The sequence below is a fragment of the Agromyces sp. NPDC056389 genome (assembly GCF_042262385.1).
Classification (GTDB): domain Bacteria; phylum Actinomycetota; class Actinomycetes; order Actinomycetales; family Microbacteriaceae; genus Agromyces.
Genome location: NZ_JBHJPN010000001.1, coordinates 2,408,767 through 2,423,037, shown reverse-complemented (window position 1 = coordinate 2,423,037; position 14,271 = coordinate 2,408,767). Strand labels below are relative to the sequence as shown.

At 72.7% G+C, this 14,271-nt stretch carries 11 protein-coding genes; 3 read left to right on the top strand and 8 right to left on the bottom strand.

Features of this window, described 5'->3' with window-relative positions:
• Nucleotides 1–73: 73 nt before the first annotated feature.
• Both ACFCVM_RS11345 and ACFCVM_RS11340 read right to left on the bottom strand, forming a co-directional pair.
• The gene (locus ACFCVM_RS11345; RefSeq protein ID WP_375836270.1) at nt 74–826 is read right to left on the bottom strand and encodes a GAP family protein; all 753 of its coding nucleotides are present in this window, start codon (nt 824–826) and stop codon (nt 74–76) included.
• Between the two features lie 75 nt (nt 827–901).
• Nucleotides 902–1,234, bottom strand: coding sequence for a DMT family transporter (locus ACFCVM_RS11340; RefSeq protein WP_375836268.1), 333 nt, complete (start codon nt 1,232–1,234; stop codon nt 902–904).
• Between the two features lie 52 nt (nt 1,235–1,286).
• Here ACFCVM_RS11340 and ACFCVM_RS11335 point away from each other — a divergent pair, with 52 nt between their 5' ends.
• On the top strand, nt 1,287–3,161 hold the full coding sequence (locus ACFCVM_RS11335; RefSeq protein WP_375836267.1) for a cation:proton antiporter: 1,875 nt from the start codon (nt 1,287–1,289) through the stop codon (nt 3,159–3,161).
• A gap of 13 nt (nt 3,162–3,174) precedes the next feature.
• Here ACFCVM_RS11335 and ACFCVM_RS11330 read toward each other — a convergent pair whose 3' ends face one another.
• From ACFCVM_RS11330 to ACFCVM_RS11305, 6 genes are all read right to left on the bottom strand, one after another.
• The gene (locus tag ACFCVM_RS11330; protein ID WP_375836266.1) at nt 3,175–4,116 is read right to left on the bottom strand and encodes an NAD(P)/FAD-dependent oxidoreductase; all 942 of its coding nucleotides are present in this window, start codon (nt 4,114–4,116) and stop codon (nt 3,175–3,177) included.
• A gap of 57 nt (nt 4,117–4,173) precedes the next feature.
• The gene (locus ACFCVM_RS11325) at nt 4,174–4,737 is read right to left on the bottom strand and encodes a TetR/AcrR family transcriptional regulator (protein WP_375836265.1); all 564 of its coding nucleotides are present in this window, start codon (nt 4,735–4,737) and stop codon (nt 4,174–4,176) included.
• 46 nt (nt 4,738–4,783) lie between these two features.
• Nucleotides 4,784–6,868: a YhgE/Pip family protein gene (locus tag ACFCVM_RS11320; RefSeq protein WP_375836264.1), complete on the bottom strand. Its 2,085-nt coding sequence runs from the start codon at nt 6,866–6,868 to the stop codon at nt 4,784–4,786.
• Nucleotides 6,868–7,602, bottom strand: coding sequence for an ATP-binding cassette domain-containing protein (locus ACFCVM_RS11315; RefSeq protein ID WP_375836263.1), 735 nt, complete (start codon nt 7,600–7,602; stop codon nt 6,868–6,870). The genes ACFCVM_RS11320 and ACFCVM_RS11315 overlap by 1 nt, the downstream gene beginning before the upstream one ends.
• 101 nt (nt 7,603–7,703) lie before the next feature.
• Nucleotides 7,704–11,459, bottom strand: coding sequence for an SCO7613 C-terminal domain-containing membrane protein (locus tag ACFCVM_RS11310; protein WP_375836262.1), 3,756 nt, complete (start codon nt 11,457–11,459; stop codon nt 7,704–7,706).
• A gap of 111 nt (nt 11,460–11,570) precedes the next feature.
• On the bottom strand, nt 11,571–12,470 hold the full coding sequence (locus ACFCVM_RS11305) for an SMP-30/gluconolactonase/LRE family protein (RefSeq protein ID WP_375836261.1): 900 nt from the start codon (nt 12,468–12,470) through the stop codon (nt 11,571–11,573).
• 135 nt (nt 12,471–12,605) lie between these two features.
• On the opposite strand from ACFCVM_RS11305, the gene ACFCVM_RS11300 reads away from it, so the two are divergent.
• Nucleotides 12,606–13,499 (top strand): dihydrodipicolinate synthase family protein, encoded by an 894-nt coding sequence (locus tag ACFCVM_RS11300; RefSeq protein WP_375836259.1) that lies wholly within the window; start codon nt 12,606–12,608, stop codon nt 13,497–13,499.
• Complete coding sequence (locus ACFCVM_RS11295; protein WP_375836258.1) at nt 13,496–14,215, top strand: SDR family NAD(P)-dependent oxidoreductase; 720 nt, start codon at nt 13,496–13,498, stop codon at nt 14,213–14,215. Before ACFCVM_RS11300 ends, ACFCVM_RS11295 begins: the two co-directional genes overlap by 4 nt.
• Nucleotides 14,216–14,271 lie beyond the last annotated feature (56 nt).

Sequence of the window (14,271 nt, the reverse complement as noted above, 5' to 3'; positions counted from 1 at the left end):
GCGCCGCACCCCGGCGCTCCACGCGAACGCGCGCATCGACCGACCGGTCGGTGCGCGCGTTCGCGTTCCGGCGCTACAGGAGCCAGTCGAAGAGCTGCAGCTCGACGGCGGCCGCCCGCGCGAGCAGGAACCCGATGATGCCGACGATCCATCCGGTCGTCTCGGCGGCGTTCTTCTCCATCCAGGCGCCGAGCCGCGCGAGCGGCCGCTCCATCGCCCGCGCAGCCATGATCCGAAGACCGAGCAGCACGAGGGCCGGCAGCACCATGACGACGCAGTAGCCCACGAGCACCAGGAACCGGGTGGCGGCGTCGAACTCCGACGTCGAGAGCAGCCCGATGCCGACGAGGTAGGGCAGCATCGACGCCACCTCGACCGCCGCGGCCGCCACCGCGAGACCCATGAGGGGAAGCAGGCTGCCCGCCTCGTCGCCCACGTCGGTGACCGCGCGCTCACGCCACCGTGCGAAGCGGCCGGGGCCCGAGCGCTTGCGCTTGCCGCCGATGAAGAACGAGCCGATGAGCAGGGCCGCGCCGACGATGAGCTGCGCCCAGAGGAACCCGGGGGTCGCGGCGAGCGTCATGAGCTGCGGGAGGGCGGTGGCCGCGATCGTCAGCAGCACGACGCCGACCAGGAGGTAGAAGCCGGCGACCGTCGCGAGGTAGATGAGGATGCGACCGGGCCGCAGCCGGCCGGGCGCCAGGAGCAGCCACGTGGGGATGAGCAGGGTGCCGAAGCTCGTGGAGTCGACGAGCGCCAGCAGCGCGAGTGCGCCGAGAAGGGCGGGGCCGGTGAGGGCGGCCCCGCTCAGTAGGTCAAGGTCCATCCGTCCAGCCTGTCGGATGCCGCACGCGTGCGGATCCCCCGCATGGCGGATGTCGGTTCGCCGCGGGCGACCCGATCAGGCGTGCGCGGCCGGCGCGGCGAAGACGTTCAGCACGATCACGCCCGCGATGATCAGGCCGATGCCGAAGAGCTTCGGCATCGTGAGGCTCTCACCGAGGAACAGCACGCCGATCGCCGCGATCGCCGCGGTGCCGACGCCCGACCAGATCGCGTAGACCATGCCGATCTCGAGCTCGCGCACCGCTTGCGCGAGCATCGCGAACGAGACCCCGTATGCGGCGAGCACGCCGACCGTCCACCACGGCTTCGTGAAGCCCTCGGTCTTGCCGATGAAGCTCGTCGCCGCGACCTCGAAGACGATCGCGAGGGTGAGGAACAGCCAGGCCATGGTGGATTCCGTTCTCGAGTGGCGGCATCCGACACTAGTGCAGAATGCTCACATGGACCTGCTCCTCGCGGGCGTGCTCGCACTGCTCGCCATCGCCGCCGCGACGGCCGTCGCACCGAAGCTCGGCGTCGCCGCGCCGCTCCTGCTCGTGCTCGTCGGCCTCGGCGTGGGGCTCCTGCCGGCGGTGCCGTCGTTCGAGATCGATCCGGAGTGGATCCTCGCGGGAGTGCTGCCGCCGCTCCTCTACTCGGCCGCGGTCTCGATGCCGGCGATGGAGTTCCGCCGCGACTTCGGTGCGATCAGCGGGCTGTCGATCGCGCTCGTGGTCATCACCGCCGTGCTGCTCGGACTGCTGTTCGCGTGGCTGATCCCCGGCCTCGGCCTCGCGTGGGGCATCGCCCTCGGTGCCATCGTCAGCCCCACCGATGCGGTCGCGACATCGATCGTGAAGCGCCTCGGCGTCTCGCCGCGGGTCGTCGCGATGCTCGAGGGCGAGAGCCTGCTGAACGACGCCAGCGCCCTCGTGCTGCTCCGGGCGGCGATCGCGGGCGCCGCGGCATCCGTCTCGATCTGGGGAGTGGCCGGCTCGTTCGTGTACTCGATCGTCGTGGCAGCCGTCATCGGCGTCGCCGTGGGCTGGGTCAACCTGCAGGTTCGCGCGCGCATCGCCAACCCGACGGTCAACACCGTCATCTCGTTCACGATGCCGTTCCTCGCCTCCATCCCGGCCGAACACCTCGGCGCCTCGGGCCTCGTCGCCGCCGTGGTCGCCGGACTCGTCACCGGCCGGGGTGCTGCGCGCTACCTCAGCCCGCAGCACCGATTGTCGGACGTCCAGAACTGGCGCACGATCGAACTCGTGCTCGAAGGTGCGGTGTTCCTCGTGATGGGACTCGAGCTCACGGCGATCGTCACCGACGTGGAGGCCGCCCACGCGGGTGCCTGGAACGCGGTCGGGCTCGCGGCGATCGCGCTGATGGCGACGGTGCTGATCCGCGCCGCCTTCGTCGCCCCGCTGCTCGCCGCCCTCTCGCGTCGGGCCAAGCGGGCCGCGACCATCAAGGGCGTGATCGCCGATCGTGTCGCAAGCGGAACGGCGAGCTTCGGCAGCGGCCCCGGAAGCGGGCGCGAACGCGGGCGCGCGGCCGTCGAGACCCAGCACCTCGAGCACCGGGCGTCGCGAGGCGAGGCACGACGCAGCCGGCAGCCCTCGGCGGCGACGACCGAGCGGTTCCGCACGATGTGGCGGCGGCGGGTCGCCGACATCGACTACCTGCTCGCCCAGCCGCTCGGCTGGCGCGAGGGCACGATCGTGGTGTGGGCCGGCATGCGCGGCGTCGTGACGCTCGCCGCCGCCCAGACCCTGCCGGCGGAGACCCCGAGCCGCTCGCTGCTCATCCTCATCGCGTTCGTCGTCGCCGTCGGCTCGCTGCTCGTGCAGGGCGGCACGCTGCCGTGGCTCGTGCATCGGCTGCTGCCCGCGCGCGACCCCGGCGAGAGCATCGCGGAGCGGCGCGATCTCGAGCGGGTGCTCCGCACGGCGGCGATGGCCGAGATGGCGGCCGATGACGACCCTGCGGTGCGGGAGATGGCCGAGCGCATGCGTGCGGCCTGGCAGCTCTCGAACGCCGAGGGCGCGAGTGACGACGACGAAACGGATGCCACGGCGGACGCGGATGCCACGGGCGAGTCCGGCACACCCGCCGACGCGAAGGCCGGCGCCCTCGCCCCGCCCGCGGGATCCGGCCGGCGCATCGACCCCGAGCAGGTGCGCCTGCTCCGGCTCCGCATGATCGACGCGGAGCGCACCGCACTGCTCGACGCCCGCGACGACGGCATGTTCAGCGCCGCCGCGCTCAGCGCCGCCCTCGAAGACCTCGATGCCGAGCAGATCAGCGTCGAGCTGAAGGGTTCCGAGAGCGCCTGACACCCGCCCCGACTCAGCGTCCGCCGGCTGAATCCTCGCGCATCGATCGAGCGATGTCCTCAGCGGTGAGATCGGCGTTGACGGCCCCGGCGATCAGCGACCCCGCGCCGAGCGACACCGAGACGTTCGAGCGTCGGTCGATCACGTTGCCGACCGCCCAGACGTGTTCCACGCTGGTACGGCCGTCGGGGTCCGCCACCACCCAGGAGCCGGCCTCATCATCGAGCGTTCGCGCACCCAGGTCGCGCAGCAGCCGGTCTCTCGGGTGCAGCGTCGTCGCGGTGAAGATCGTCTCGACCGCCACCGAGCGGTCGCCCAGCTCGACGGCCTCGACCCGCCCATCGCTCGAGCGGACCGCTCGCACCGGGCCCCGCTCGATCCGGATGTCGCGCGCCTCCAGTGTTCGCACCGCATCCGCCCCGGGCTCGCCGACGTCGTTCGGGAAGTAGACGATCCGGTCGGACCATTGGCGGAGCTGATGCGCCTGGTCGACGCCGTGGGGCCCGGCGGCGATGACGCCGATCGTGTGGTGGCGACGTTCCCACCCGTCGCAGTAGGGGCAGACGACGACGCCGCGACCCCACTGCTCCTGCAGTCCGATGATGTCCGGCAGCCGGTCCCTGAGCCCGGTGGCGACGATCAGCCGCCGCGCGGTCACGACCTCCGACGGTCCGTCGACCTCGATGCCGCCACGGCGCGCGCGAGCGGACTCGACCCGCCCTTCGACGACGACGCCCCCGTACTGCTCGACCTCGACGCGGCCCCGCTCGAGCAGCCGCGTCGGCGGCAGCCCGTCGTGGCCGAGCACGCCGTGCATGTGCTCGGCGACGCCGTTCCTCGGGTCGCCCGCATCGAACACGATCACGCGGCGGCGCGCCCGGGCGAGTGAGAGCGCCGCGCTCAGCCCGGCCGGACCACCGCCCACCACCGCGACGTCGAACGGATCGGCTGCCATGCTGCGTACCCTACGCTCACCGGGCGACGGACGCCTCCGCTCCGCCCGGGCGCCTCCTCACCCCGCTGGGCGCACGCGGAGCGTCGCGAGGATGGCGGCGGCGACGTCGTCGCGGCTCCGTTCGGGCTCGAAGACGAGCCACTCGAGCCCCGACATGAGCACCGCCCCGAAGACGCCCGACGCCATGATGCTGCTGCGCCCGGCCGCGGCATCCGTCTCGTCGATCGCCTCGGCGAACACGGCGAGCGCTTCGTGCCGGAGTGCGAACAGGGTCTGCTGCCAGGCGCGGTCGGTGCGGAAGATCTCGGAGGCCATGAGCCTCGCGAGCGCGCCGTTCTCGGCGACGATGTCGAGCAGCCGGATGACGAGCGCATCGACCGCGTCCCATCCGCGGAGCTCGCCCTTCGCGCTGCGGAGGGACTCGGCGAGCGCGCCGACCCCCTCCTGCAGCAGGGCCTCGAAGAGCTGGTCCTTCGAGCTGAAGTTGTAGTACAGGCTGCCCTTGGCGACGCCGGCGAGCTCGGCGACCTCGTCCATGGTCGTGCCGGTGATGCCCTTGGTGGCCGCCAGCTCGAGCGCGGCGTCGAGGATGGCGCGCTTCGTGGTGTTCGCGCGTGCCATGGTGTCTCCTCGTCGTTCGCTCGGGCCGGCGGTCGGGCCTGGCCGGCTAGATCGCCAGCTCGGGGTGCAGTCGGCTGACGCTCCACATGCGCTGCTTGCCGGCGCTCCAGGCGCTGATGGCGAGCGAGCCCACGAGGATGCCGGCCAGCACGAGCACCGAGAGCCACAGTCTAGAGTCCACGCCGCCGGTGATGAGCTCGCGCAGGCCGCTCACCACGTAGGAGGCGGGCATGTACGGGTGCAGCCACTGGAAGAAGGCCGGCGTCGTCTCGACGGGGTAGGTGCCGCCGGAGGAGCTGAGCTGCAGCATGAGCAGCACGAGGCTCACCACCCGGCCCGCCGCGGTGCCGAGCACGATGATGAACATCTGCTGCAGGGCGAGGAACGCGAGCGTGACGAGATAGATGAACGCCGAGGTGCCGAGCCAGTACGCGGGCTCGAGGCCGATGCCGTAGACCAGCACGAGCACCATGATCACGACCTGGCCGAGGCCGATCGCCATCGCGGGCAGGAAGCCGGTCATCACGGCGCGGAGGCCCGTGGCCGAGGCGGCGAGCGCCCGGGTCGGCAGCGCACGCAGGATGAGCCAGGTGATGAGGCCGCCGACGAAGGTCGCGAGCGCGATGAAGAAGGGTGCGAAGCCCTCGCCGAAGCTCTTCGACTCGTTCTGCCAGCTCTGGTCGAGCTGCACGGGCGCGGCCATGACGTCGGCCTTCGCCTCGATGTCGGCCGTTGTGAGCTGCGGCGCCGCTGCGGCGCCCTCGCCGAGCTTGTCGGCGAGCGTGCCCGCACCGTCGGCGAGTTGCGTCGCTCCAGAGGCGAGTGCGGTGCCGCCGTCGGCGAGCTGGCCGGTGCCGCTCACGAGGTCGTCGGTGCCCGAGCTGAGCCGGTCTGCACCGCTCGCGATGGTTCGGGCTCCGGATGCCGCTTCGCCCGACTTGGTCGAGAGGGTCGATGCGCCATCGCTCACCTGGGAGGCGCCGGCCGCGAGCTCGGCGGCCTTCGGCGCTCCGGCGGAGAGCCCGGCGGAGAGCTGGTCGACGGCCCCGGCGTACTGGCTGCTGAGGCCCGCGTATCCCTGCACGGTCGGCAGTGCGGCCTGCGCCGCGCCGTCGACACCGGCGGCGATCGCCTGGATCTCAGCGAGACGCGCGGTCACGTCGACCGTGGCGCCCTGCTCGCCGGCGAGATCGGCCTCGAGGCTCGCGATCTTCGCCGAGAGCAGTGCGGTGCCCTGCGTGAGTTCGCCGGTCTTCGTCGCGATCCCGCTCGCGCCGTCGGCGAGGCCGTGCGCCTTCTGGGCGAGCACGGCGGAGCCCTTCGCGGCGTCGGCCACCTTGCCCGAGAGCTCGGCCGCGCCATCCGAGACGCGGGTCGCCCCGGCCGAGAGCGTGCCGGCGCCCGAGGCGAGCTGTTCGAGGCCGTCGGCGAGGGTGCCGGTGCCGTCGGCGAGCTGCACGGCGCCCGCGTCGAGGGCGCCGGCACCGGTTGCGAGGTCGCCGAGGCCGACGACGAGGCGGCCGGCACCGTCGTTCGCGGTCGCGAGGCCGTCGGCGAGGGTGGTCGCGCCGTCGGCGGCCGAGCGGATGCCCGCGCCGGCGTCGTTGAGCCCGATGAGCATCGCGTCGGCGGTCTGCTGGCCGACCTGCTCGGCCACGGTGTCGCGCAGCTGGACCATCGCCTGCTGGCCGAGGGTGGAGGCGAGGAAGCTGTTGGAGTCGTTGTAGTCGACCTCGACGGTCGCGGGCTTCGGGTCGTCGGAGCCGACCGAGACGGCGCTGGCCGAGAAGTCGGCCGGGATCGTGACGGCGAAGTAGTAGTCGCCGTCGGTCACGCCGGTCGTGGCGTCCGCGGCATCCGTCACCTGCCAGTCGAGGTCGTTCCGGCTCGTGAGCTCATCGACGAGGTCGTCGCCCGCGGTGATCGCCTCGCCGTCGCGACTCGCCCCGGCGTCCTCGTTCACGAGTGCGACGGGGAGGTTCTTCAGCTCGTCGGTCGGCGCCCAGAACGCCCAGAGGTAGAGCGCGCCGTAGATGAGCGGGATGAAGAGGAGCACGACGAGCGCGATCTTGGGCAGCGTGCCCTTGCCGAAGCGGCGGAGCTCCGTGCCGGAGGAGAGGAAGGCGAACATCAGGCGTGCTCCAGGATGAGGTCGATGGCGTCATCGGAGTCGGCGGGTGCCGGAACCTCGGGCGCGATGGTGGTGAGGTCGAAGGCGAGCGGGGCGATGCCGAGCTCGTTCCAGATGGCGGTGTCGGGCGCGGCGGCGGAGGCCACGACGGCGGTGCCGGCCCGGGTGATCGAGTGGAGGCGCTGCCACAGCACGCGCCGGGCCGCGGGCGACTGCACCTGCTCGATCTGGTCGAAGAAGAGCACCTCGGGCTCGCTCATCATCGCGAGCGCGATGCGCAGCAGTACGGTCTGCACCTCGTCGAGGTCCCAGATGACGGTGTCGGTCGACGGCAGGGGCACATCGCCGAAGACGGGGGCGAGCACGCGGCGGAGCTCGGCGTCGTCGGTTCGGCGCACAATCGCCCACCAGGGCGCGAGCCACGCGGCGCGCTCGCGAACGGCGGCGCCGACCGTCACCGACTCCTCGAGCGTGTCGATGCCCTGGAATCCGGCGATCGCGGTCGCGCGCTGCACGGGTCGGGCACGGCGAGGCAACTCGTAGCCGAGCACCTCCGCAGTGCCGCTCGACGGCTTCATACGGCCGGCGAGGGTGAGCAGCAGGCACGTGCGACCGCTGCCGGCCGGGCCGTGCAGCACCGTGAGGCCGCGGTCGGCGACGAGGTTCACGGGGCCGTAGACGGGGCCGCGCTTGGAGTGGAGGGCGAGTTCGTGCGCCCGCACGATGATCGACACGATGCATCCTTCTCAATTTGTACTGACCAGTCAGTTTAGATCGAGAAGGCGGAATCTGCAACCCCGAGGCCCCGGCTGCGGGTCAGACGGGTCGGCGGGTGCTACTCGAGCTCGCGCAAGCGCGCCGCCACGCCGCCGCCCTGGTTGGTGCGCCGCTCGGAGCCGACGGCGATCGCGAGCAGCACGGCACCCGCCGTCGCGAGCGTGATCCACCACGGCATGGCCCCGACGGCGCGGTCGACCTGGGCGGAGAACACCACGATGTTCTCGATCGGCAGCACCGCGAGCCCGAGCACGAACGGCGCGGCGAGCTTGCGCGACGAACCGACGAGGATCGCGACGAGGGCCAGCGCGATCACGAGGATCGGCCGGTACAGCTGCGGATCCGTTCCGGTCGCGAGCACCGACGGCAGGAAGGTGAGCACGATCCCGGGCGCGAGCAACCGCCAGCTGCCGCGGAACCCGATCGGCCACGAATTCAACGATGGATGCGACGGCGCCGCGGCCGCCGGACGCATCGCGATGAGGCCCGCCGCCAGCACGGCGAGCCCGAGCGGCAGCGAGAACACCTCGACGCGGAGGTCGCGTTCGCTCCAACCGGTGACCCCCGTCGCCCAGGCGAGCCCGTAGGTGAACCAGAACGGCGGCAGCACCGGGCGGGCGCGGCGCGCGAGCGACACCGTGACGAGGGCGAGCGCGAGCAGCAGCACCATCAGCACCCACAGCGTCCAGATCGCGAACCACTCGCGCCGGATCGCCGTGACCGGCCCTGCGACGAGGAACACGAGCGCCGGCGCGAGGAGCCATCGCGTCTCGCGGAGCCAGATCTCGAGCGGAGTCTCCGCTGCCGGCGGCTTCGGCGCACCGTCGTGCAGTCGCCGCACCGAGGCGATCGCGAGCAGCACGCCGACGACGCTGATGCCGAGCACCGGCAGCATGACGAGGTCGGGGTCGGCGATGGCGACCACGTCGCGCTCGAGTCCCCACCGCATCGCCTGGATCGGCGCTGCGGCCGCGGCGACGAGCGCCCCCGCGAGGGCGGGCGTGCGAAGCATCCGCGTGTCCGAGCCGGCGGGCAGCCGGGTGAGCACGCGGCCGGAGACGAGCAGCACGACGGATGCCGCGAGGAGCGTCGCCGTGCGCCACGGGAACGCCCCCGGCTCCGACCCCCAGGCGGCGAGCAGCACGAGCGACGGCACGAGCGCGCACGCGAGCCCGGTCGCCGCGAGGGCGAGCCCACGTCGCCCGCGAGCGACGAGGATCGCACCGACGACGATCGCAGCGATCGCGGGCGGCAGCGTGTACGGCTCGACGACCATGATGCCGAGCATCGCCCACACGCACCAGAGCGCCCCGGTCCAGCTCGCCGCGGCGAGCCACCAGCCGTAGCGACGGCCGGCGACGATCCGCGTCGCGGCGAAGCCGAGTCCGAGCACCACGAGCACGGCCATCGCCGTGCCGAGCCCTGCGGCATCGCGCACGAGGGCGAGCAGCACCGCGATCGCCGCGGTCACGAGCGAGGAGATCTCGATCCAGAGGCGCACGGATGCCGCGGTGGCGGCATCGTGGCCATGGCGGACGAGTACCGCCCCGATCGCCTTCGTCGCCGGCAGCACGACGGCGACGATCGCGGCGATGACCGGCAGCACGACCGGCGAGCCGCTGACGTCGAGGAACTGCGAGCCGAGGCAGACGGCGACGACCGCGAGCGACGGCACGAGCAACGCGGCCGCCGCCGAGCGCACCAGACGGTTCAGGCCCGGGCGGCGGGTGAGCACGAGCGCGAGCGCGAGCAGGAACATGACCGCGGTCGACAGCGCTGTCCACCCGTTCGGCTCGCGCAGCACCGTGGCGACGCCGATGAGGAACGGCACGGCGGTGACGACGAGGATCGCGTACCAGGAGCGGGCGTCCACTCGTCGCACGAGCGTCGCCGCGAGCGCGCAGAGCGCCGCCGCGGTCGTCGTGAGGCAGAGCACGGCGATCGTCACGACGCCCAGGCGATCGAGCGCCGTCGCGAACACGACGAGGGCGTACGCGTAGGCGGCGCCGACGTGCACCACCCGGGCACCGGGCGCGATCGGTCGGACGACCACCAGGATCGCGGCGACGATCACGACGCCGACCGGCACCGTGATGTTCGGGTCGTTCCAGCTGAGGAGCGCAGCGACGACGAGTGCGGCATGGGCCAGCACGATGAAGGGAACGCGAACGCTGAGGCGGGCCCTGCTGAACCGCGATATCGGAACGATCACCATTGCGGTCGCGAGCACTGCCGCCGCGATACCGACCAACGCTCCACCGAGGGGGGTGAATGCCGGCCAGCCGACGAACGCCGCGGTGCCGAGCGCACCCGTCCAGAGGGCGAGCACGAGCATGTCGATCGGAAAGCTCGTGCGGTGGGCAGCGGGCTCGGTGCGGCGCGCGAGCGCAGCGAGCACGGCCGCGCCCGAGGCGGCGGCCAGGAGCCCGAGCACCGCAGCGAGCACCTGGTCGGGTGCCGGGCCGCCCGCGCCGACCGGGACGATCGGGTCGGACCCCGGCGAACGGAACGGGGCGAGCCCGTCACCGAGGAAGGCGAGCACGACGGAGCCGAGGGCTCCGAGGGCGATCGAAACGGCGGGCAGCGCGACCGCGAGGCCGACGGCCAACGCGCCGCTCTGCACCTCGCGGGCACGCACGACGCCGCCGGGGCGGATGGCACCGGATGCTCCGATCGCCACCGCACCGGCGAGCGGCATGAGCGCCGTCTGCCACACTGGGTCGAGCGTCGACGGGGCGAACGACGCCGCGACGAGCGCCGCCGTGCCGAGCGCCCCCGCGATGAAGCTCCAGCTCCGTGGGATCCCGTACCGGGTCGCCACGGCCGCCAGGGCGGCGAGCAGCGCGAGGATCGCGGCGCGAACGAGCACCGGTCCCTGTGTGTTCGCGGCCGGAAGGAACACCAGCTGCACGAGCACCACGACGGTCGCGAGCAGTTGCACGACCGTGAGCGTCAGGCGATCGGTGCGGAGTTCCGCGCCGAATCGTGGCGCAGCGACGCGAAGGAGCTGCTGCGCGCCGAGGGCGACGCCGATCACGCCCAGATGACCCCACGCCGTGCCCCAGCCGCCGGCGGCGTAGCCGAGGAACGCCGGCACGAAGGCGAGGCCCACGAGCGCGATCCACCACCAGGTGCGGATGCGCGCGCGCCAGGCGATCGCGAGCATCGCGGCGGCCGCGATCGCCGTGCCGAGCGCTGCGAACGCCCACCCGCTCACCTCTGCGGGCGCGAGCTCGGTGAACGCCCAGACGTCGAGGGCGAGGAAGACCATCCCGAGCGCGCCGATCGCCTCGGCCGAGAACTGCACGCCTCGTCGGCGGAGCATCCAGGCGGTCGCGAGGAAGATCACGGTGACGACGGCGATCACCGTCGTGCGCATGGCGAACCCGACATCGGGGTTCAGGAACGTGAAGACGATCGCGGCGACCGCGAAGAGGCCCGCGCCGGCGACGGCGAGCACCGATTGCACGCTCACCTGCGACGTCGAGGTCGACGTCGAGGCGTCAGGCTGCGGGGCTGATGCGGCCGAGACTGCGGGTGCGGGATCCGCTCGCGCCTGCTGCCGGCCGGCGGCGGACGTCGCGGTGCGATCGGCCCACGACGCGGTCGGCAGTGCCGCGATGAGCCGCGCGCGCTCGTGCACGGCCTCGGCAGCTCGCTGCGACGCCTCCCACAATTCACGCCCCTCGGCGCCGCGCAGGTCGGCGGCGCACTCCGGGCAGATCGCGCGGTCGCCGAGTTGCGCATCGCACCGCGGACAGTTCGTGGAGGCGAGCAGATATCGTGCGGCCTGCTCGTTCCATGCGCTCACCATTGGCGCAGTCTATTGACGCCGGCCGCAGAACCGCCCGCGATCGGCGCGGCCCTGTGCACAGCGGCACCTGCTGCGACGAGCACCCTGCCGCGGATCAGGCGGGTCGGGGCGCTACTCGGCGTCGGTGAACGCTCGCGGCGGCGCCCCGCGCCACGGGAAGGCCGGCGCTCCCCCGACCTCCACCTCGACGCCGAGCAGGGCGCCGTCGGCGTCGGCCGGATGCGGCAGCCCGATGCTCGCCGTCGTGATCACGAGCAGCCGGTCGACGAGCGCGACGGCCGTCGGCCGCTTCGACGGCAGCCCGATCGTCTCGAGCAGCACGCCCTGCGGCGAGTAGCGGCGCACCTCGGCGGCATCCCAGACCGCCACCCAGAGCATGCCCTCCAGGTCGATCGCCAGGCCGTCTGGGTTGCCGCCCTCGACCCTGCACACGGTGCGCCGGTTGCCGAGCCTGCCGTCGGGCGCGACGTCGAAGGCCTCGATGCTGCGATGCGGGAGCGTGTCGATGTAGTACAGGGTCTCGCCGATGCGATCGAACGCGAGCCCGTTGGAGACGGTCACGCCGTCGAGGCGCTCGGTCGCCACGCCGTCGGGGTCGATGCTCCAGAGCGAGCAGTGCGGCGCCCTCGGCATCGACTGGCTGCCCACCCAGAAGCGGCCGAACGGATCCCCGCCGCCGTCGTTCATGTAGTCGTCGCCCGAGGCGATGTCGACCGCGATCGGCGAGACGACCCCGTCGTCGCCCACGTGCACGACGCCCCGGTCGACGGCCACCGCCCACCCGGCGCCGGCCTCGGCGAGCGGCACGGGCGCGCCGATCCTCCTGCCGACCGTCACAGCGGGCCCCGGCACGACCGTTCCCCCGTCGAACCGCCCGCGATGGAACGAACCGGTCGCCATGTCGATCCATCCGAGACCGCCGTCGCGCCCGTCCCAACGGGGCGACTCGGCCTGGACGTACCGCTCGGCGGAGATGATCTCGACGGTTCGTTTGGGAGTTGAGCGCGACATCCGTGTCATCCTTCGGTGGTGGAGGTACCCGATATGTGGCAGGCTATCTCACAATATGAATGTCAGTTGCGAGACTGGCGAAGCAACGACGCTGAAGTGAGGAACTGGCCGATGGCCCCGATGCTCCATGGCTTGATGCCGATTCTTGCCACCCCGTTCGACGAATCCGGCGCGCTCGACCGCGCCAGCCTGCGACGACTGGTCGAGTTCCAGCTCGCCTCCGGCGTCGACGGCGTCGCCGTCTTCGGCATGGCGAGCGAGGGCTTCGCCCTCACCGCGGCCGAGCGCCGCACCATCCTCTCCGATGTCGTCGAGGTCGTCGCGGGCCGCGTGCCCGTCGTCGCCGGCGTCAACGGCACCTCGACGGCGACCTCGATCGAGCAGTCGCTCATCGCCCAGGAGGGCGGCGCCGATGCCCTCATGGTGCTGCCGCCGTTCATGGTGAAGCCGCCGGCCGCGAGCCTCGTCGACTTCTACGGCGAGGTCGCCGCGGCCACCTCGCTCTCGGTCATGGTGCAGGACGCCCCCGGCGTGACCGGCGTCGCCATGGCCCCGTCGCTCATCGCCGAACTCGCCCGCCTCGACGGCGTCGACTCGGTGAAGATCGAGGCGCCCCCGACGGCCCCGAAGGTCGGCGCGGTCGTCGATGCGATCGGTGACGCCGACTTCGCGGTGCTCGGCGGGCAGAACGCGCAGTTCTGCCTCGAGGAGTACGCCCGCGGCGCGGTCGGCACGATGCCGGCCTGCGAGTTCGCCGACCTGCTCGCGCCCGTGCTCGAGCAGTTCATCACCGGGCGCGTCGACGAGGCGCGCGCCGGGTTCCGACGTATGCTCCCCCTCGTGCTGGTGGGTCTGCAGGGCGGCATCGCGTGGGCGGTGCACAAGGAGGTGCTCGTGGCGCGCGGCATCATCGACCACGCCACCGTGCGCTACCCGGCCGCCCGCCTCGACGCCGGCAGCCGCGCCGCCGTCGACCTCGTCATCGAGGAGCTCGACCTCCCGCCGCTGCCGACCGCGGTGCGCGTGTGACCCGTCGCGGCGTCCTGCTGATCGGCGGCGGCTCCGACATCGGGCTCGCGATCGCCAGGGCCTTCGCCGAGCAAGGCGACGCGGTCGTCGGAGTGGGGCTCGAGGCATCCGCCGACCCCGTCTTCGAGCGGTACCTCACCGCCGACTGCAGCCGAGCGGATGCCGCGGCGCACGCCGTCGCCGACGCCGAGCAGGCGCTCGGCCGCCTCGACGTCGTCGTGCTCGCCGCCGCACGCATGCCGATCGGCCGGGCCGACGCCACGAGCGACGACGACTGGCGCGGCGCCCTCGGGGCGACGCTCGACTCCGCGTTCTTCGTGTCGCGTGCCGCGCTGCCGCGACTCGGCCCCGGTTCGTCGATCGTCGCCGTCACCTCGGTGAACGCCTCGCTCGCCGCACCGGGCCTGCCGGCCTACGCCGCAGCCAAGGCGGGGGTCGAGGGGCTCGTGCGGCAACTCGCGCTCGAGTACGGCCCTCTGGGCGTGCGGGTCAACGCCGTGGCGCCCGGCAGCATCTCGGCGACCGAGACCGGCGAGAGCGAGGGCTACCCGCTCGGCCGCATCGGCCGCCCAGATGAGGTCGCCGGCGTCGTGGCCTTCCTCGCCTCCGACACCGCGTCGTTCGTGACCGGCACGACGATCCCCGTCGACGGCGGCCTGTCGATCTCCTCCCCCGCCGCCTGGCTGAAGCCCGCACTGCGCGACCGCTGGCTCTGACGACGGGCTCCGCCGGCCGCCGGCCCGCAGCCTGATCCACCACCGGTTCCGAGCCT

Coding starts and splice junctions, on each gene's coding strand:
- ACFCVM_RS11300 (WP_375836259.1), top strand. CDS start 12,606: ATGCCGATTCTTGCCACCCCGTTCGACGAATCCGGCGCGCTCGACCGC.
- ACFCVM_RS11305 (WP_375836261.1), bottom strand. CDS start 12,470: ATGTCGCGCTCAACTCCCAAACGAACCGTCGAGATCATCTCCGCCGAG.
- ACFCVM_RS11310 (WP_375836262.1), bottom strand. CDS start 11,459: ATGGTGAGCGCATGGAACGAGCAGGCCGCACGATATCTGCTCGCCTCC.
- ACFCVM_RS11335 (WP_375836267.1), top strand. CDS start 1,287: ATGGACCTGCTCCTCGCGGGCGTGCTCGCACTGCTCGCCATCGCCGCC.
- ACFCVM_RS11320 (WP_375836264.1), bottom strand. CDS start 6,868: ATGTTCGCCTTCCTCTCCTCCGGCACGGAGCTCCGCCGCTTCGGCAAG.
- ACFCVM_RS11325 (WP_375836265.1), bottom strand. CDS start 4,737: ATGGCACGCGCGAACACCACGAAGCGCGCCATCCTCGACGCCGCGCTC.
- ACFCVM_RS11345 (WP_375836270.1), bottom strand. CDS start 826: ATGGACCTTGACCTACTGAGCGGGGCCGCCCTCACCGGCCCCGCCCTT.
- ACFCVM_RS11340 (WP_375836268.1), bottom strand. CDS start 1,234: ATGGCCTGGCTGTTCCTCACCCTCGCGATCGTCTTCGAGGTCGCGGCG.
- ACFCVM_RS11330 (WP_375836266.1), bottom strand. CDS start 4,116: ATGGCAGCCGATCCGTTCGACGTCGCGGTGGTGGGCGGTGGTCCGGCC.